Raw genomic sequence first — 17620 nt, forward strand, 5'->3', positions numbered from 1 at the left:
TTTTCATCTTAAGTGTCTGGATTTACTCCTTAATACCAGCCAGTTTCAACAAAAACACATAGTCTTCAGCGGTTTCTTTGTAGTAGGCAAAGCGGCCCGAAGCCCCGCCGTGACCGGTGTCCATGTTGGTGCGCAACAGCACCAGCTTGTCATTGGTCTTCAGGTCACGCAATTTGGCGGCCCATTTGGCCGGTTCCCAATACTGCACCTGTGAATCATGTAAACCGGTGGTGATCAAGATGTTGGGATAATCCTGGGCTTTGACCTGATCATAGGGTGAATAGGACAGCATGTATTCATAAGAGTCCTGGTTCTTGGGGTTGCCCCATTCGTCGAATTCACCGGTGGTCAAGGGGATGTCTTCATCCAACATGGTGGTGACCACATCCACAAAAGGCACCGCGGCAATCATGCCGTCGTACAACATGCCATCCAAATTGGCGACCACGCCCATCAACAAGCCTCCGGCACTGCCACCCCAGGCATAAACCCGCTTGGGATCACCGTAATTTTCGGCCAACAAGGCTTTGGTGGCGTCGATGAAATCGGTGAAGGTGTTCATCTTGTTGAACATTTTGCCGTCTTCATACCATTGACGGCCTTTGGCTTGGGAGCCACGGATGTGGGCGATGGCAAAAATGAAGCCCCGATCCAACAACGACAAGCGGCTCAAAGAAAACCGCGGGTCAATCGATGAACCGTAGGAGCCGTAGCCATAAACCAACAACGGCCGCTGATTCAAGGCGCCCAAATCTTTCTTGTAAACCAAAGACACCGGCACCATGGCGCCATCGCGGGCTCTGATTTCCAGGCGTTGTGATTGATACAACTCGGGGTTGTGTTCACCGTTGATGCGGTCTTGTTTCAACAATTTTTTCTCACCACTGTTCAAATCAATTTCCATCACGCTGCCCAGTTGGGTCAAAGAATCATAGTCATAACGCATGGTGTTGTGATTCTGCTCGGGGTTGTAGGCCACACTCATGGTGTAGGTGGCTTCATCGGATTGGATCAACTTGCTTTCACCGCTGGCCCAGTTCAGGGCTTTGAGGTGGCGGATGCCGTCTTTGCGTTGTTCAACCACCAACCAGTCTTGGAAGGTTTCCACATCGTAAATCAGGGTTTCGTCGTCATGTGGCACCACTTCTTGCCATTTGGATTTATCGGTGGAATCGCCAATCGGTGCTTTCATCACCCGCGAGTTCAAAGCATTCCAATTGGTTTTGATGATCCAGTCGCCGTTGAAATCCTCCACGCTGTATTCATGCTTGGGCTCACGCGGCAACACCGATTTGAATTCACCGGTGGGATCGTCGGCCGGCAGGTACATGATTTCGGTCAGGGTGGTGGCACCGGTGTAAATCATGATGTAGTCTTTCGAACGCGAAGTGTAACAAGCGATGTAGAAAGTGTTGTCTGGCTCCTCATACACCAGCACATCTTCACTGGTGGGGGTGCCCAACACATGTCGGTACACCTGGTAAGGCAACAGGGTGGTGGGGTGTTTGCGGGTGTAAAACACGGTTTTGTTGTCTTTGGCCCAGGCCATGGAACCGGTGGTGTTGGTGATCACGTCTTCCAGCATTTCGCCGGTTTCAAGGTTCTTGAACCGGAGGTCATACTGCCGGCGGGAAACGGTGTCCTCTGAAAAACCATAAATTTTGTGGTCATGGCTGACGCTTTGGCTGTTTGACGCATAATAAGCATGCCCTTCAGCCAGCTGATTCACATCAATCAGGATTTCTTCTGCGGCTTCCATGCTGCCCTGTTTGCGGGCATAAATGGGGTATTCCTGGCCTTCGGTGAATTTGCGGTAATACCAATAATCATCGATCTTGTACGGCACCGATTCGTCGTTTTGCACAATGCGGGCCACGATTTCATTGTAGATGCGGTCGGTGAAGGCTTCTTGATCGGCCATTTGCTGGCGGGTGTATTCATTTTCTGCATTCAAGTAGGCCAACACATCGGCGTCTTCACGGGTGTCATCCCGGAGCCAATGGTAATTGTCAATGCGTTCATCACCATGGATCTCAAACACATGGGGTCGTTTTTCGGCAATGGGTGGTTGGGTGTCGGTCATGACAGGCTCCTCGGTTTGGGGGGTGGGTTCAGCTTGGCTGGAAGCCGTGGTCTCAGTGGCTTCTTGTTGACAACCCAAGAGGCCCAAAATGGTTAATAACAACAGTGTTTTGTTCATGGTATGCTCTGATTGATGAGTAATGAAATTGCGATCTGCCATATTAAAACAGATGGGCTGCAGAAAAACATGACTAAAGTAACGAGTTTTTGTAAGGAAACATCGATTGTGGGGTCTTTTGTGACATGAGCATGAAAGAAAGAAAGTTTGATGCCCTGCTGGGGATCTACTACGAGGACCTGTACCGCTTTGCTTACTGGCTTGGAAAAGACGAGCACATGGCCAAAGATCTGGTGCAAGAAACCTATTTGCGCGCCTGGCGGGCGATTGATTCTTTGAAAGACCAAAAAGCCGCCAAAAGTTGGATATTCACCATCCTGCGCCGCGAGTTTGCCCGGCAGTTTGAAAAAAAACTACCGATCATCAACAGTTTGGATGAGATGGTGACCGATGTGGAAGATGCCAATCACCGCACCCCGGATGAATTGATGGACATCAACCTCACGCGGCAGGCCATGATGAAACTCGAGAGCAAATACGCCGAACCCCTGATGTTGCAAGTGATCGGTGGCTTCAGCTGCGATGAAATCGCCCAACAACTGGAGATCAGCCCCAGCGCGGTGATGACCCAACTCTTTCGTGCCAGAAAACAACTGACTTCCCATTTGACCAGGGCAAGTAAAATAGGTAACAAGATATGAATTACTTTGAATTTAAACAAATATTGGATGCCGATCCTTATTCACAAAACCCCGAATTTTTGCATGCCAAAAAGCATGACAAGCGTTGTCGCCAGGCTTACCAAAAGGCCATGGCCCAAGAGCAGATGATCCTGGACGCCTTGCAGGTGCCGGTGCCTGAGCACAACATCGAACACATCAAGTTTCACCAGGCTCAAGACCGCCAATCTCGATTCCGCCAGAATTTCATGGCGCTGGCCGCCTCGGCGGTGTTGGCGGTGGGCGTCGGCTTTTTCATGCTGAACCAAAGCACCGAATCGGATTTGGAAAAATTCATTCACGAAGCATTGGCCATGGAGCCAGCTGTTTATAAGGGTGCAGATGAACTGCCTCAAGAAACCTTGAAACCCCTGTTTGCCAGCATCAACACCGCCATTGAAGGCGAACTGGGTGACGTGCATTTCATGAAGCTGTGCCCCACCCTCAATGGTCAAGGTGCGCGCATGGTGGTGATGAATGAACTGAACCAACCGATCACTGTGCTGTACATGCCCAATTCACCGGTGGAAGAGGCCGTGAACATGCAAATGGACGGCCTCAAAGGCAAAATTGTGGCGCTGGAACAAGGCTCGGCGGCGATCATCGCCCAGCCCCACCAAAGCACCGCACAGATTGAGTCCAACCTGATCAATGCCATCAAACCGTTGAACCAGGGCCACCAGGGCCTGTAAACACCTACTGAAGGGCGACTGCTGGATCGTATTTTTCAGCCATCAAGGAATCAGTCGTGAAGTGTGGTCATTCCACATGAACGAATGGAATGACGCTGAGGGGTGGAAAATACGACCCAGCCCCATGGGTTCAGTCCACAAAGGCCACACCCTGCGTTGCTCATCGCTCGATTGGAATGACCAAACCACGCTTTTCGCGCCTTGATTGTGACCTTTGTAACCTGAACAGTTGTCATTCAGCAGGTGTTTACAGGTCCCACACCCCTTCTCTCCAAATGCCTTGGTCTGCCGTGCCCACCACGCAGGCCAAGGTTCTCTTTTGTCAGCAAAGGTTAAATCGCCCAAATAAGCGATGACTTTGAAATACCCTGTTGCTAAAATGCCCGCAATGTACATTTTTTCATCAGGTTGAACCATGGAACATCACAAACTCAAATGCCTCACCGCGGCCTTGCTGGCCACTTTTGGCGCCGGCGCGCAAAACAATGACAACACCGCCGGTCAAAGCAGCATATCTGGCACCGAAGACCAGATCAATTATGCTTATGCCGGTGACGACACCCGCCTGGGCATTGGCATCGACAACGACGGTGAGTTGATTGGTGATTTCTTGAAATCATTCAACACCGACTGGGACCGCAACTGGATGGGTGAAGTGTGGTTGTCGGACGGCGCCGGTGGTTTGAAACTGGACTACCATCGCTTGTCAGGGGCCAATGAAAAAGGCGATTTGATCCTCAACGAAGACGACATCAAAATCTGGAAGTATTTTGCTGCAATCGACCAAAACACCTTCGATGACCGCAAAGTCACCGTCGGTTTTGGCGCCGAGGCCAAAGACCGTTTCTGGAATGTCAACCTGAGTTCCGCCGTCACCGGTTCACGCCTGGTCAACCAATCTTCGACCTCGGTCACCACCGACATATTTGGTCAGTTAGAAGGCCGCCCTTTTATGCAATCACAAACGGTGGAAACCATCATCCGCAATTACGAGCACCCCTATGAATGGGGCTTGGGCGGTCGCCTGGGCAAGTACTTCGACCAAAGCCTGGTGCGCCTGACCGGTGGTTTGGATTACGAACAAGGTGATTTTGACTCAGACCAGTTCACCGCCAGCCTCAACGTTGAAAAATACTTTGAAAACACCGGTCACTCGGTGGCCTTGTCGGTGGAACAAATCCGCAAAACCGGTGATTTTGAGACCGACAAAGACGACACCCGCGCCAAACTCATGTACCGCTATGACTTTGGCCAATCATTCAAACCCACCACCGTGGAAGAAGAAGTTCAGGTGGTGGACGAAGACCGCTTGGCACAAATGAAACTGGACAACCGCCAGGTGGTGCAAAACCAGGTGGACCTGTCCTCCATGGCCTTTTTCGATTTGGACAAGGATTTCATCCGCGAAGATGCCGCTGTTGAATTGCGCACCCTGGTGGAACAGATCAAAGCCTCTGAATTGGCCAGCAGCATTAATATTGTCGGTCACACCTGTTCGATCGCTTCGGATGCGTACAACCTGGACTTGTCAGCACGTCGCGCAGCCAGCGCCAAAGCTTTTTTTGTGGAACACGGCATCGATGCCGACATCATCATGACCAAGGGCATGGGCGAATCGCAGCCAGCCTTTGACAATGATGGTCCGGACCAACCGAAAAACCGCCGCGTCGAAATTGCCTTCCTAACCATCGAAGAAGACTTCATCGAAGTGGACATCGCCGATGAAGACATGCCGATGAAAAGGATCAAACGCAAAGTCGATGCACCGGCAGCCTGGATCAGCCGCGCTTTGCGCAACCCAGCACAACACAAACGCACCGTGGATGTGTACCGCTACCAGGAAACCGAAACCAACACCACTTTGGGTGAAATCGTGTTCCTCAACGCCTTACCGGTCGCCAATGACGATGGTCTGACCATCAACCGCAATTCGGCCGGCATCGTCATCGATGTGTTGGGCAATGACACCGATGAAGACGTCAATGACGTGCTGGTGATTGAGTCCACCACCGCAGCCAGCAACGGCACCGTGGTGAACAACGGCGACGCCATCACTTATACCCCCAACAGCGGGTTTGTCGGCACCGACAGTTTCACCTACACCGTGTCCGACGGTGAAGGCGGCACCGACACCGCCACCGTGACCGTCACCGTGGTCAACACCGGCCCCATTGCCAATGACGATGCCACATCCCTGGCCGTGGGTGAAACCGTGGTGGTGGATGTGCTGAACAATGATTCGGATCCAGATGGTCAGGTCAGCGAATTGAGCGTCATCGATTTCACCTCGAGCAGCGCCGATTTGACCGTGGTCAACAACGGCGATGGCACTTTGAGCATCACCGCCATGGCCGGTGCTGTGGGGCTGAACACCATCACCTACACCATCAGTGATGCCGATGGCGCCACTGACCAAGCCACCGTCAGCGTGACTGTGGCCGACCCCAACACCGCGCCAGTGGCCGTGGACGATGCCTATTTCACCAACATGAACCAATCGCGCACCATCAACGTGCTGCTCAATGACAGTGACCCCGATGGCGACCCATTGACCTTGGTCTCGGTCAACACCGACGGTTTGATTGGTGAAGTGATTGATGTCAATGCCGACGGCACCATGACTTATGTGCCACCGGCCGATTGGTGTGGCGAGACCAGCTTCACCTACACCATCACCGATGGCACCCAGGAAGCCACCGCCACGGTGGTCATGACGGTGCTCGATTGATCCGATGGATCCATTTGAGCAACTGCAACAACAATTCGTGGCCTCATTTGAGGCCAAAGCCACGGCCCTTGAACAAGCGCTTGCTGAGAACAACGTGCAAGCGCTGACCGTGAAACTGCACCAACTGGCCGGTTCCAGCGGCAGTTATGGCTTTGCTGACATGGCGCAATTGTGTGCTGACATCGAAACCATGGCTCAGCAGGCCACCGACCTCAACCCGGCCATCACCTCCCACACCCAGCGCTTGATTCAGTTGTTGCGGCAGCCCGGCTGAGTCCGGCTTCAAGCTTGTTGGGCGGGGGGGTTGGTCAGTGACTCGGCGTCCAGCTCGGGCGCTGATGGCGGCTTGATCTGGTCTTTGGGCAGGTAGCGCAGCCATATCAACCACACCACCAATGCATCCAGCACAATCAAAGCCTGCCACAGGTAAGTGTGGAAGAAATTGAACCAATTCATGTCCCATTGCAACAAATAGAACAAGGAGATGATGCGCACGGTGTTCAATCCTTGAATCGCCAAGAAACCCCAAAACAAGCCTTTCAGCTTATACAACCAAGGCGAAGGAAACGCGATCACACCGGCCAACAAAATGATCATGGCCTCAACCCCATTACAGCCAGGGGCAATTTGAATCGACAAGCCGGTGGTGGCATCTTCGATGATGTCACGGTAGGTGATGACATTGGAGTCGAACAAGGCAATCAACCAGGTGCAAAAGCTGGCCAAACCCGAGGTGAAAGGTAAAATCACCGCTTGTCGGACGGGTTCATAAATCTCCAACAACAACAGCCCCACCACCAGGGTCAAAAACAAAATCAAAAATCGCAACATGGACGAATCAACTCATGGATATCGGGCTCATTTTAGCAAAGCCCAATTGGCCGCATGATGGCTTCATATTCTGAGCCGTTTGTTTTACAATCAATTAATCAACGCTTAACGAAGTCTTAACACAAATGTTAGTATGATGGATTCCAACGTCAGAGTTCTCCAAATGAATTTGACTATTATCCGGGCATCTTTGATTTCCCAAGGCGTTTTGCAACACCTTGGGATTTTTTTTAGCCACAAAGGGAGGTTGCGACCCTGTTGGTGCGCTCTTGATAGGTGTTGAATTGAGGCAGAACGGAATAAAAACCCAACCCAAAGAGACAGGAATACGATGAAAATACTTGTAGTTGAAGACAACACCGACATTGCCGCCAACATTGTCGATTATTTTGAGGACCGCGATCACATTGTGGATTATGCCGGTGATGGCGTCACCGGCTTGCATTTGGCCGTGACCAACGATTTTGATGTCATCATACTGGACTTGATGTTGCCTGGTATGGATGGCTTGGATCTGTGCAAGAAATTGCGCAAAGAAGCCAAAAAGAGCACCCCAGTGATCATGCTGACGGCGCGAGACACCTTGGAACAAAAGCTCGAAGGCTTTGAGTTCGGTGCCGATGACTACATGGTCAAACCCTTTGCCCTGCAGGAGTTGGAAGCCCGGGTGATGGTGTTGGGCAACCGCAAGAAACAAAACCTGAACCGCATGTTGACGGTGGCCGATTTGGAGTACAACTTGGACAGTTTGACCGTGAAACGTGCCGGCCAGCCAATCAAAATGAACCCGACTGGCTTGAAACTGCTGCAGATCCTGATGGAGTCCAGCCCGTATGTGGTGCCCAGGGAAGAACTGGAAGTCAAAGTCTGGGGCGAAGAAATGCCCGATTCGGATTCCTTGCGGGTGCACATCCACGGTCTGCGCACCAGCATTGACAAACCATTTGGCAAAAACCTGATCCACACCAGACATGGTATCGGCTACCATGTGTCAGACCCGGATGAACTTTCGGAGTAGCATCAAAAGCCGGATTGTCATTGGCTTTCTGGCATTCAGCACCTTACTCACCAGCCTCTTTGCCATCAGTTCATTGAGCATTCGTCAGCGCCTGCAAAATGATTTGATCGCCCAAACCATCCAGGAGGATTTGGATTCGTACATGCTGAAACTCAGCCTCAATCCGAATTTGATCAGTGAGGAGCAGGTGTCTACCAACATCGAAGCCTTCATCACCACCCCAGCCAAACTGCATTTGGACCTGCCGGCCCATTATGCCGATTTGACCGAGGGCACCCATGTCTTGAACGAAGGTAACAAAACCTACATCGTGGCGGTCAACAAACGACACCGACTGAACAACCAACCGGTGTGGGGCTTCATCAAAAACGACATCAGCCACATCGACTCCTCGTCACAACCTTTGATTCTGGTGTTCACCGCCATGTTCCTGGTGTTTTTGCTGTTGGCTTATGTTTTGGCCATTTACGTGTCCAAGCGCGCCCTCAAACCCTTGAGTAAATTGGCGGCCATTTTAGAAACCCTGGATGCCGACACCCATTTGGAACCTTTGGCCCCACAGTTCCATGATGATGAAGTGGGACAGGTGGCGCGGGCGTTGGATAAATACGCCGAAAAACTCACTGATTACGTGATTCGGGACAAAGAATTCAATGCCGACGTCAGCCATGAATTGCGCACCCCTTTGACGGTGATCCGCAGCACCGTGGAATTGATCAAATCCAATCCCAAGATCACCGACAAGGAATTGGACCGCGTTAAACGCATTGAACGGGCGGTGAAACAATCCACCGAACTGACCGAAACCCTGTTGCTGTTGGCCCGAGAAGAACGCAAAGAGCACCCGGGGCATGAACGCACCCAACCCGGTATGATCATCAAAAACATCATTGATGGCTTTGAACCCACTTTAAAACTGAAGCCGGTGAAAACCAAAATCACCGAAAACGACTGGCTGCAAGTCAAGGCCCCGGAATCGGTGGTTTCGGTGGTGCTCAGCAACCTGATTGGCAACGCCATCAAATACACCACCGAAGGCACGGTTCACATCATCCTCAACAAAAACAGCGTCACCGTGCAAGACGAAGGCATTGGTGTCACCGAATCTGAATTGCCGAAACTTTTCGACCGCCACTATCGGGTAGGCAAATCCAACAGCAAAGGCTCTGGGCTGGGATTAGCTATCGTCAAAAGACTGTGCGACCTGTATAATTGGGACATTGAAATTAAACGCAACAACACCACCGGTTTGTCTGCGACTTTGACATTCAACTGAGCAGGGTTGGCCTGCCTGGTTGAATGCTGTGCAGCTGTGTGTAACGGAATAATTGAGTGAATCAGCCCCTTTCAGATGCCGCCAAAAAAATCTTGTCCTGTTGTCGACAAGGACAATTGGACCAAATGTTGAAACTGTTGGACCAAGGCCTGGCCATCGATGAAGTCAAACACCCCGATTTTGCCCCACTGAATGTGGCGCTGAAACACGGCCGCTGGAAAGTGGCCAAGCATTTGTTGGCGAATCAAATGATGCCGCATGAACACCACTGCCCGCCCTTGATCGCTGCCACCCAACACAACAAAGACACCACCCAAGGCTTGGAGCTGGTGTTTGCCCACACCGGTGATTTGGATGTCACCGACCGCAACGGTCGCACCGCCTTGATGACGGCTTGCCTGTTGGGTCACGAAAAGAAAGTCCAATACCTGCTCAAATCCGATCATGACATCGATGTCACCGACCAGCAAGGCATGAACGCCTACTTGGATGCGGTGATCAGCCAATCCAATGTGGTGCTTGACTTGTTGTTGCAGCAAACGGTGGATGTACATCATTGCAATGCCCAGGGCGACAATGCCCTGTTGTTGGCCTTGCAACAAAGAACGCCCAATGCCAAATTGGTCAAAACCTTGCTCGAGCACAAGGTGGACTGTACCCACAAAAACCAACGCGGCAAATCAGCTTTGGCCGTGGCAGAAAAAAAACACCCGAGCATTTTTAAACTGTTCGTGACACAGATTGAGGCCGACAAACAAATGGAACTGCCCTTGTTCACTGATGCCGATCCGGCCGAGGCCTCGGCTGCGCCACCCACTGCAACCATTGCTGTCGACCGCCAACAACCGACGACCGTGCCCACGATCGCAGCCACAACCACAGCCAAGACCAAGCCCTCTGATGAAGTCACCCAACAATGGTTCACGGCCATTGCTGAGGGCAACCTGGGCCGCATCAATAAACTGCTGGTGGATGGGGTCTCCATCGACATCACCGATGACAAAGGCTGTACCGGTCTGATCCACGCAGCCGGCAAAGGGCACCGCGCCGTGGCCTCATTTCTGATCCAAAATCAAGCCGACATCGAACACCGCTCAGCCAATGGCAGCTCGCCCATGTCCAGTGCCATCATGAGCAACTCCCGGGCTTTGGTTGGGCTGTTGTTGAGTCACGGCGCCCAAGCCAATGGCGCCGGTCCGGGCGGCTACCCTTGTTTGTCTTTGGCCGCTTCCCAGTGGAATGAAGCCTGCCTGAGCATGCTGTTGGATGCCGGCGCCGACATCAACACCTGTGATGATACCGGCATGGGTTTGTACCATCACATCGCCCTGGCTGCCGAATATTATGGCAACACCGCCAAAGCCAAAGCCGCTTTGCGACTGGTATACCAATATGGTTTGGACATCAACACCCCCAATCCCCAGGGCAACACCGCCTTGCACATCCTGTGTGGCGCCTTGAAAAGTCGCCAATATGCAGCCGATGACAGCCATGTGGCAAACATCGCCCATGAAATGTTGAAGCTGGGGGCCACCCCCAAATCCACCAACCACCAGGGATTCACTGCGCTACAATATGCCAAAAAGCACGCTTTATTGAATACCAAAGGCGTGATCCTTTCATTCATAGATGCCTGGTAACGACGGTGAAGAAACGCAAACTGGAACAACTTTTTCAGCAACACCAACACCTGATTGAAAAGGCCGTCTACAGCAAAAACATCCAAATCAATGGCGTCACCGCTGACGATGTGTACCAGGAAGTGTGCATCCGCTTGATAAAAATTCTGGAAAATGACCGAGAAATTGAAAACCTTTCGTCTTATATATACAGAACGGCAGCCAATGTGATTGTTGACCTGGCCAGGAAACACAAACGCTACACCCAAGATGTGGCCTTACCTGACCAAGACCCAACAACCCCAAGCCAGGCACCCGATTTGATCAGTGAAGAGCTCGAACCCGAGCAAAGTGTCATTGATCAAGAAGTTCAGAATCAGGTGCTGCAAGCCATTGAGTCTTTGCCAGAGAGTCGACGGATCGCGGTCAAACTGCGACTTCAGGGTTACTCGGTAAAGGAAATGGCTGAAATCACAGGCTGGCCTTATTACAAGGCCGAGAACCTGTCGAAGCGAGCCATGGCCGCCTTGAAAGAACAGTTACAGAAAATGAACATCACTTATGAATTGAATTGAGTGATCCAAATTGAGAAACGAAGCATGAGCATCAAGTTAACCGAAGATCAATTGGCTGGAATTTTCCAGAACCACAGCAAGCAGCACACAGCCACCAGTCAGCCTGGTGACTGCCTGTCAGCCCTGCCAGCCTCTGAGTCACGATTACAGCATGTGGAAGACCTGGCCAATGACCACACGGCGGCCCAAGCCACCAAATTGGCCATGACCTTGCAAGACTGGAGCCAAATCATGGCCCAGTCCATCGAAAATTCTCGCCGTTCATGGTTCAGCCTGTTGGGCATGAACACCCCATTGAAAACCTCATTGGCGACAGTGGCCTTCGCCATGGCCGTGGTGGTCGCGGTGCCGGAGTTCAAGCAACTGGATACCACAACACAACAAACCCTCAGCCATGACATGGCGCATGACGACATCATCACCCGCTTACCATTTCATGGTGATGTGATTAACCAAGTGCCCTTTGACCAAAACGGCGATGCCTTGATGCGCGGTGGATTTGATGCGTCACCGGCACCCGCCGAGCATGACGACTTGTTCAACGGCTCTTTTGGCTGAATTCCTCTTCCCGGATCGACCCATTGCACACCGTCAATGAATGGCTGACTCAGTCCATTCAAAGGCTGTCACAGCCCATTGCCCAACCCCATGATTTGCGGCCCAATGACCTGCGCACGCTGCTGTGTCATCAGTTGCAATGCACCACTGCCTGGTTGTTTGCCCACCCTGACCACCCCTTGTCATCAGCAGATCTGCAGCAACTGAATGCCTGGCGAGACCAGTTGCTTGATGGCATGCCGCTGGCCTATCTCATCGGCAAACAAATGTTTTGGGATTTGGATTTGGCGGTGAATGCCGCCACGTTGATCCCCCGCGCTGACACCGAAACCGTGGTTGAAACGTCCATCGAACTGTTAAAAGATTCAGCACCTGAGCACATCTTGGATTTGGGAACCGGCAGTGGCGCGCTGGCTTTGGCTTTGGCCCGGGTGTTTCCCGCGGCCCAAGTCACGGCCACCGATCGATCATCTGCGGCCTTAAAGACCGCGCAATTCAATGCCCAGCAAAATGACATCCAGAATTGCCAGTTCATCCTGGCCGATTGGTTCAGCCAGGTGCCCGAGCGAGGTTTTGATTTGATCGTCAGCAACCCGCCTTACATCGCAGCCAACGACCCCCATTTGACGGCATTGACCCATGAACCGATCGAGGCCCTGGTGGCCGCTGAGGATGGTCTGGCAGATTTCAAAACCATCTGTGAACAAGCCCCGGCCTACCTGAATGCGGGTGCTTGGCTGGTGTTCGAGCATGGTTGGCAACAAAAAACCGAGGTACAAGCACTGTTGCGGCAAGCCGGGCTGACGGACATCAACAGCCGAGCGGATCTGGCCGGCCATGACCGGGTCAGTTATGGACGACAACCCAGTTCCGGCTGAACCGATTTTCAGATTTTGATTTTGCCGGTGATGACCTGCCAAAACATGACCCAATCTCCGGCCAAACTGTACCAGGGGTGGGAAAAAGTCGCCGGTCGATTGTGCTCAAAGAAAAAATGACCCACCCAGGCAAAACCGTAACCAATCACCGGCAACAGCCACAACCACACCCATTGTTGGGTCAACAACACCGCCGCGGTCACCAACAACACCAAGGCGGATCCAATCACGTGTAATCGGCGGCAGATTGGGTTGCTGTGCTCTTGCAAATAATAGGGATAGAAATCTTTGAAAGATTTGAATTGTGGAGAATGTTCACTCATCCATTCATGATAGCACAGACGGCCGCTCAATGGCTCGCCATAAGCCGCTTAGAACGGTGGCCACTTGGTCCCTTTTGCCATTGCCAGACGCAATCGTTATAATGATTGCCCGACCACAAAACGTCTGTCATGGTGACTCACATAAAATTTACTTTGATTGTATTGACGGCCCTTGGGCTGGTGGCCTGTGGTCAGGATGACCGCAGCGCTTATGGCACCCCAACTTCCTCGATCATCAATGGCACCAAAATTTACCGCCACTCGATTGATGGCAAACCCACCAGTTTGGACCCCATCAAGGCCTCGACCATATACAGCAACTTTTTGGTGGTCAACATTTTTGACACCCTGTACAGCTACAAGTATCTGGCCAGACCCTACCAGCTGAAACCCAATTTGGCGGCGGCCATGCCAACCATCAGCGAAGATGGCCTGCGCTACGAAATCAAACTCAAAACCAACGCCCGCTTTCATGACCACCCGGCATTCGACAACGGCCAAGGCCGGGCGGTGGTGGCCAGTGATGTGGTGTATTCCATCAAACGCTCATTCGATCCCAAGAACAACGCCTCTGGGGCCTGGTTGTGGCAAGGAAAAATTCAAGGCTTGGATGATTGGAAAACCCAAGGTGCCGATTACGACGTCCCGGTTGCCGGCTTACAAGCCATTGATGACCACACCTTGGTCATCCAGTTAACCCAGGCCTACCCCCAACTGATTTATTCCTTGGCCACCGGTTTTTCTGGCATTGTGCCACGCGAAGTGGTCGCAGCCTTGGGCGCAGAGTTTGGTTCCAAACCGATTGGCTCTGGCCCATTCTATTTGGATCGCTTTGATTCAGAAACGGCTTACCTGAAGAAAAACCCCCGGTTCCGATCTGAACCTCTGGACATCTATTTTGAAGGCTTTGATGAAGCCAAACACGGCGCCTTGGGCATCCAAGCCCTGCATGGCCTATCACCGCCCTTTGTTGATCAACTGGAAATTAATTTCATCAAGGAAACCGCTTCCCGTTGGCAGTCATTCACCAAGGGCAATGAAATCCAGTACACCACGGTGCCCAAAGACAAACAAAACACCGTGTTGATGAGCAGAAATCCAATCCGCTTACATCCCCAAATCACCCAAAATTACCACCACAGCTATGGCATCGAAGCGGGTTTTGTCTACCACGGCTTCAATATGCAGGATCCCACATTTGGCCATGCCAGCGATCCTGAGCAAGATGCCAAAAACAAAGCCCTGCGTTGTGCCATCCGCCAGGTGCATGACTGGCAACAAAAAAACCAGGCTTTCTATTTTGGCCTGGGTACCGTGTTTCCAGGCATCATCCCGCCCAGTGTGCCCGAATATGACCCCAACCTCTCTCGCGATTCGATCACCACCGACGTGGCCGCTGCCAAAGCCCTGCTGGCAGCCCATGGCTGGCAAACCGAGGACTTGCCGGTGTTTGAATATCACGTCAATGGCAGTGTCTTACAAAAACAATTTTTTGAGCAATTGCGCGGCTTCTTGAATCAATTGGGTTACCCCAACAACCGCATAGAATACGTACCCTACCCCAGTTTTGGCAACTTCAACCAAGCGGTCAAAAACCGCCAAGTGCCGTTTTTCTTCATGGGCTGGACTTTGGATTATCCCGATGCCGAAAACACCTTGCAGTTGTTTTATGGCCCCAATGAAGCCCCGGGATCAAACAACTTCAATTACCAAAACCCCGCATTTGATGCCTTGTTTGAACAATCCAGCACCATGCAACCATCGCCCGAACGCACCCGCCTGTACCAACAAATGAATCAAATGGTGATCGATGATTGTGTGGTCATTTCCGGTTTGTCCCGGAACAAAATTCACTTGTGGCACAAGAATGTGATCACCTTCCCGGATCGTGAAATCGTGGGTGGATTCCACCTCAGGTACGTTGATGTGAAGTGATGAACACTTGGTTGTTTATCGGCAAAAAACTCCTGGAAGGCATCCCTTTGGTGTTGGGTGTGACGCTGGTCTCATTCATGCTGATGGTCCATTTTGGGCCCGATTTGACCTATTCACTGCTGAGCAAGAACGCCTCACCTGAGGCCATTAATGAAATCCGCTCGGTGTTGGGTTATGACCAACCCTTTTGGCAACGTTATCTGCATTACTTGTCTGAATTGCTGCGCTTTGACTTTGGCTTGTCGATGGTCAAAGACCAGCCGGTCTCGACCATGTTGCAGGAGGCCATGCCGGTGTCCCTGCTGTTGATGCTGCCGGGTTTTGTGCTGGGCAATTTGCTGGCCCTGGTGCTGGCATCCAAAGCCGCTCAGCACCGGGGTCAATGGCAAGACAAAACCATCATGGCCGTGGCGGTGATGGGCATGAGCATTTCTTTTTTGATTGTGATCATCGGCTTCCAGTTGATCTTCTCATCCAGTTATGGCCTCAATTGGTTCCCAGTACGTGGCTGGCAGGTGTTTGATGCCGAAGGTCATTTCTCTTGGTTGGCCTACGCCAAATACGTCACGGTGCCGACTTTGGCCATTGTGTTTGTGTCGTTGGGTTACAACACCCGCTTTTACCGGGCCGTGCTGGTCGAAGAATTGAACAAAGACCACGTCACCACCGCCCGGGCTTTCGGCCATGGGCCAGGCGCCATCCAATACAAATACATGTTGAAAAACGCCTTGGTCCCGATCACCACCCGGGTGTTGTTCTCCATCCCATTGGTGGTCATCAGTGGCTCCTTGTTGATCGAAAGCTACTTTGGCATCCCCGGCATTGGTATGGTGACGTATGATGCCATCGTGGCCGGTGACCAACCGGTGCTCAAAGCCATCGTCGGACTCACCGCGGTGTTATTCGTGGCGGTGTTGACTGGGGCCGAAATTCTGTACCGGTGGTTTGATCCCAGGATAGCCTTGAAATGACTGCGATTAATCCCAGCATCCAGCCACCGCATGCCAGCTTATGGCTGAAATCCTGGCAGCATTTCAAACAAGACCGCATCGGCATGTTGGGCTTGCTGATTGTGCTGCTGTACTTTTTGTTGGCTTGTGGCGTGTGGCTCGGTCTCTGGGGCCAAGGCTGGAGTGAAATTTCAGCCCAATTCAATCAAGGCCCTTCTGCCAGCCATTGGTTGGGCACCAATGCCATCGGTCAAGACGTCGCAGAACGGGGCATTTATGCCACCAAAGTGGCCTTTGAGGTCGGTCTGGTGGTGACCGTGCTGGCCACTTTGCTTGGGGTGTTGTTGGGAGCGGTGGCCGGTTTTTACCAAGGCAGCTGGATTGATGCATTGTTATTGTGGGTCATGGGCGTGCTGGACTCCATCCCGTTTTATCTGTTTGTGGCGGCCGTGGCCTATGCCATGGCCGAGCACGTGTTTGCCATGCACATGGCCATGATTGCGGTGTTTTGGACCACCGTGGCACGCATCATCCGCAGTGAAGTCATCGCCTTGAAACAATTGGAATTCGTTGAAGCCGCACAAGCCATGGGCCAACATCATCGGGCCATTTTGTGGGCCCACATCATCCCCAACACCAGTCATTTGATCATCATCCAAACCACCCTGATTTTTGTCACCGCCATCAAAACCGAAGTGATATTAAGCTTCCTGGGCATCGGCATCAAAAATGGCATCAGCTGGGGTTTGATGATCGCCGAATCCACCAACGACATCCAAGCCGGTTACTTCAACAACTTCCTCACAGCCTCACTGCTGTTGTTCGTGTTGGTCATTGGCTTCAACTTTTTTTCAGACGCATTGCAAGATGCTTTAGACCCCAAAATCAATTCTCACCATGCCAAATAACACCACCAAACTGATCCTGACCGCATTGGTCCTGTCAACCGCCGGCTGCAACTCGGTGCCCCGCACTGAATTACAGAACCTGCCTTCCTTGATTGAAATCGTGTCCTTTCAGGTGCCAGAAGCGCAGCTCAAATTGCGGCTTTCTCACCGCAACAAATCGACCCGGGAGAACAACCAACTGAGCTGTCAATTGGCGATCAAAGACCAACCGGCTTTTGCCTTCAATGCCATCCCTGTGCCGGACATGACCACCTACGCGGTGGAAACCCTGGACATTGATTTGCGCGATCAAACCATGCCAGCCATTGTGCCGGGTTCGGCCGAACTGCCCTATGTGCTGGATTGTTTTTTGTTTTCTGAAAATTTCCGCACCGAACAAATCGTCAAACGGGCCATTTTGTATTTGGTCCCGGGCTCCAATGACGAATACCGCTGAACATCAATGACTTGGCCACCTCATGACTTTTGGC

General features: G+C 52.0%; 18 protein-coding genes. 14 read left to right on the forward strand and 4 right to left on the reverse strand.

All coding sequences use genetic code 11. The features are described 5' to 3' along the window. Positions 1-22: 22 nt before the first annotated feature. Positions 23-2200, reverse strand: a complete 2178-nt coding sequence (locus tag K7G70_RS16050; protein ID WP_223789672.1) for a S9 family peptidase — start codon at positions 2198-2200, stop codon at positions 23-25. Positions 2201-2301: 101 nt separating this feature from the next. On the opposite strand from K7G70_RS16050, the gene K7G70_RS16055 reads away from it, so the two are divergent. Next, the gene (locus K7G70_RS16055; protein WP_348525089.1) at positions 2302-2841 is read left to right on the forward strand and encodes a sigma-70 family RNA polymerase sigma factor; all 540 of its coding nucleotides are present in this window, start codon (positions 2302-2304) and stop codon (positions 2839-2841) included. Then, positions 2838-3551, forward strand: coding sequence for a DUF3379 family protein (locus K7G70_RS16060; RefSeq protein WP_223789674.1), 714 nt, complete (start codon positions 2838-2840; stop codon positions 3549-3551). Before K7G70_RS16055 ends, K7G70_RS16060 begins: the two co-directional genes overlap by 4 nt. A gap of 42 nt (positions 3552-3593) precedes the next feature. Here K7G70_RS16060 and K7G70_RS16065 read toward each other — a convergent pair whose 3' ends face one another. Beyond that, positions 3594-3968, reverse strand: coding sequence for a hypothetical protein (locus K7G70_RS16065; protein ID WP_223789675.1), 375 nt, complete (start codon positions 3966-3968; stop codon positions 3594-3596). On the opposite strand from K7G70_RS16065, the gene K7G70_RS16070 reads away from it, so the two are divergent. Both K7G70_RS16070 and K7G70_RS16075 read left to right on the forward strand, forming a co-directional pair. After that, positions 3967-6279, forward strand: coding sequence for an Ig-like domain-containing protein (locus K7G70_RS16070; RefSeq protein ID WP_223789676.1), 2313 nt, complete (start codon positions 3967-3969; stop codon positions 6277-6279). The genes K7G70_RS16065 and K7G70_RS16070 overlap by 2 nt on opposite strands. A gap of 4 nt (positions 6280-6283) precedes the next feature. Then, positions 6284-6553, forward strand: coding sequence for an Hpt domain-containing protein (locus K7G70_RS16075; RefSeq protein ID WP_223789677.1), 270 nt, complete (start codon positions 6284-6286; stop codon positions 6551-6553). 8 nt (positions 6554-6561) lie between these two features. On the opposite strand, the gene xrtH is transcribed toward K7G70_RS16075, so the two are convergent. Further along, complete coding sequence (xrtH, locus tag K7G70_RS16080) at positions 6562-7110, reverse strand: exosortase H (protein ID WP_223789678.1); 549 nt, start codon at positions 7108-7110, stop codon at positions 6562-6564. A gap of 331 nt (positions 7111-7441) precedes the next feature. On the opposite strand from xrtH, the gene K7G70_RS16085 reads away from it, so the two are divergent. From K7G70_RS16085 to prmC, 6 genes are read left to right on the forward strand one after another with little or no spacing between them, the layout of a single operon-like run. Beyond that, on the forward strand, positions 7442-8128 hold the full coding sequence (locus K7G70_RS16085; protein ID WP_223789679.1) for a response regulator transcription factor: 687 nt from the start codon (positions 7442-7444) through the stop codon (positions 8126-8128). Next, positions 8112-9404 (forward strand): HAMP domain-containing sensor histidine kinase, encoded by a 1293-nt coding sequence (locus K7G70_RS16090; protein ID WP_223789680.1) that lies wholly within the window; start codon positions 8112-8114, stop codon positions 9402-9404. Before K7G70_RS16085 ends, K7G70_RS16090 begins: the two co-directional genes overlap by 17 nt. A gap of 56 nt (positions 9405-9460) precedes the next feature. After that, positions 9461-11044, forward strand: a complete 1584-nt coding sequence (locus tag K7G70_RS16095; protein ID WP_223789681.1) for an ankyrin repeat domain-containing protein — start codon at positions 9461-9463, stop codon at positions 11042-11044. Between the two features lie 5 nt (positions 11045-11049). Next, positions 11050-11598: an RNA polymerase sigma factor gene (locus K7G70_RS16100; protein WP_223789682.1), complete on the forward strand. Its 549-nt coding sequence runs from the start codon at positions 11050-11052 to the stop codon at positions 11596-11598. Positions 11599-11622: 24 nt separating this feature from the next. Continuing rightward, the gene (locus tag K7G70_RS16105) at positions 11623-12156 is read left to right on the forward strand and encodes a hypothetical protein (protein WP_223789683.1); all 534 of its coding nucleotides are present in this window, start codon (positions 11623-11625) and stop codon (positions 12154-12156) included. A 23-nt stretch (positions 12157-12179) separates the two neighbouring features. After that, positions 12180-13034, forward strand: coding sequence for a peptide chain release factor N(5)-glutamine methyltransferase (prmC, locus tag K7G70_RS16110; protein WP_223789684.1), 855 nt, complete (start codon positions 12180-12182; stop codon positions 13032-13034). Between the two features lie 8 nt (positions 13035-13042). Here prmC and K7G70_RS16115 read toward each other — a convergent pair whose 3' ends face one another. Then, complete coding sequence (locus K7G70_RS16115) at positions 13043-13357, reverse strand: Mpo1-like protein (RefSeq protein WP_223789685.1); 315 nt, start codon at positions 13355-13357, stop codon at positions 13043-13045. 129 nt (positions 13358-13486) lie between these two features. On the opposite strand from K7G70_RS16115, the gene K7G70_RS16120 reads away from it, so the two are divergent. Genes K7G70_RS16120 through K7G70_RS16135 form a run of 4 tightly spaced genes read left to right on the forward strand, consistent with a single transcriptional unit; the run spans position 13487 to position 17586 of the window. Then, the gene (locus K7G70_RS16120) at positions 13487-15292 is read left to right on the forward strand and encodes an ABC transporter substrate-binding protein (RefSeq protein ID WP_223789686.1); all 1806 of its coding nucleotides are present in this window, start codon (positions 13487-13489) and stop codon (positions 15290-15292) included. Continuing rightward, positions 15292-16263 (forward strand): ABC transporter permease, encoded by a 972-nt coding sequence (locus tag K7G70_RS16125; RefSeq protein ID WP_223789687.1) that lies wholly within the window; start codon positions 15292-15294, stop codon positions 16261-16263. Before K7G70_RS16120 ends, K7G70_RS16125 begins: the two co-directional genes overlap by 1 nt. Continuing rightward, on the forward strand, positions 16260-17150 hold the full coding sequence (locus K7G70_RS16130) for an ABC transporter permease (RefSeq protein WP_223789688.1): 891 nt from the start codon (positions 16260-16262) through the stop codon (positions 17148-17150). The genes K7G70_RS16125 and K7G70_RS16130 overlap by 4 nt, the downstream gene beginning before the upstream one ends. After that, positions 17140-17586 (forward strand): hypothetical protein, encoded by a 447-nt coding sequence (locus K7G70_RS16135; protein ID WP_223789689.1) that lies wholly within the window; start codon positions 17140-17142, stop codon positions 17584-17586. Before K7G70_RS16130 ends, K7G70_RS16135 begins: the two co-directional genes overlap by 11 nt. The last annotated feature ends 34 nt before the right edge of the window (positions 17587-17620 follow it).

The organism is Marinicella meishanensis, assembly GCF_019931145.1.
In the GTDB taxonomy this organism is placed as follows: domain Bacteria; phylum Pseudomonadota; class Gammaproteobacteria; order Xanthomonadales; family Marinicellaceae; genus Marinicella; species Marinicella meishanensis.

Bases quoted from the DNA above. Each gene is read 5' to 3' on its own strand.
- K7G70_RS16065 (WP_223789675.1), bottom strand. From the start codon at position 3,968: ATGGTTCAACCTGATGAAAAAATGTACATTGCGGGCATTTTAGCAACA.
- K7G70_RS16115 (WP_223789685.1), bottom strand. From the start codon at position 13,357: ATGAGTGAACATTCTCCACAATTCAAATCTTTCAAAGATTTCTATCCC.
- K7G70_RS16120 (WP_223789686.1), top strand. From the start codon at position 13,487: ATGGTGACTCACATAAAATTTACTTTGATTGTATTGACGGCCCTTGGG.
- K7G70_RS16125 (WP_223789687.1), top strand. From the start codon at position 15,292: ATGAACACTTGGTTGTTTATCGGCAAAAAACTCCTGGAAGGCATCCCT.
- K7G70_RS16060 (WP_223789674.1), top strand. From the start codon at position 2,838: ATGAATTACTTTGAATTTAAACAAATATTGGATGCCGATCCTTATTCA.
- K7G70_RS16090 (WP_223789680.1), top strand. From the start codon at position 8,112: ATGAACTTTCGGAGTAGCATCAAAAGCCGGATTGTCATTGGCTTTCTG.
- xrtH (WP_223789678.1), bottom strand. From the start codon at position 7,110: ATGTTGCGATTTTTGATTTTGTTTTTGACCCTGGTGGTGGGGCTGTTG.
- K7G70_RS16070 (WP_223789676.1), top strand. From the start codon at position 3,967: ATGGAACATCACAAACTCAAATGCCTCACCGCGGCCTTGCTGGCCACT.
- K7G70_RS16050 (WP_223789672.1), bottom strand. From the start codon at position 2,200: ATGAACAAAACACTGTTGTTATTAACCATTTTGGGCCTCTTGGGTTGT.
- K7G70_RS16075 (WP_223789677.1), top strand. From the start codon at position 6,284: ATGGATCCATTTGAGCAACTGCAACAACAATTCGTGGCCTCATTTGAG.
- K7G70_RS16085 (WP_223789679.1), top strand. From the start codon at position 7,442: ATGAAAATACTTGTAGTTGAAGACAACACCGACATTGCCGCCAACATT.
- K7G70_RS16105 (WP_223789683.1), top strand. From the start codon at position 11,623: ATGAGCATCAAGTTAACCGAAGATCAATTGGCTGGAATTTTCCAGAAC.
- K7G70_RS16130 (WP_223789688.1), top strand. From the start codon at position 16,260: ATGACTGCGATTAATCCCAGCATCCAGCCACCGCATGCCAGCTTATGG.
- K7G70_RS16135 (WP_223789689.1), top strand. From the start codon at position 17,140: ATGCCAAATAACACCACCAAACTGATCCTGACCGCATTGGTCCTGTCA.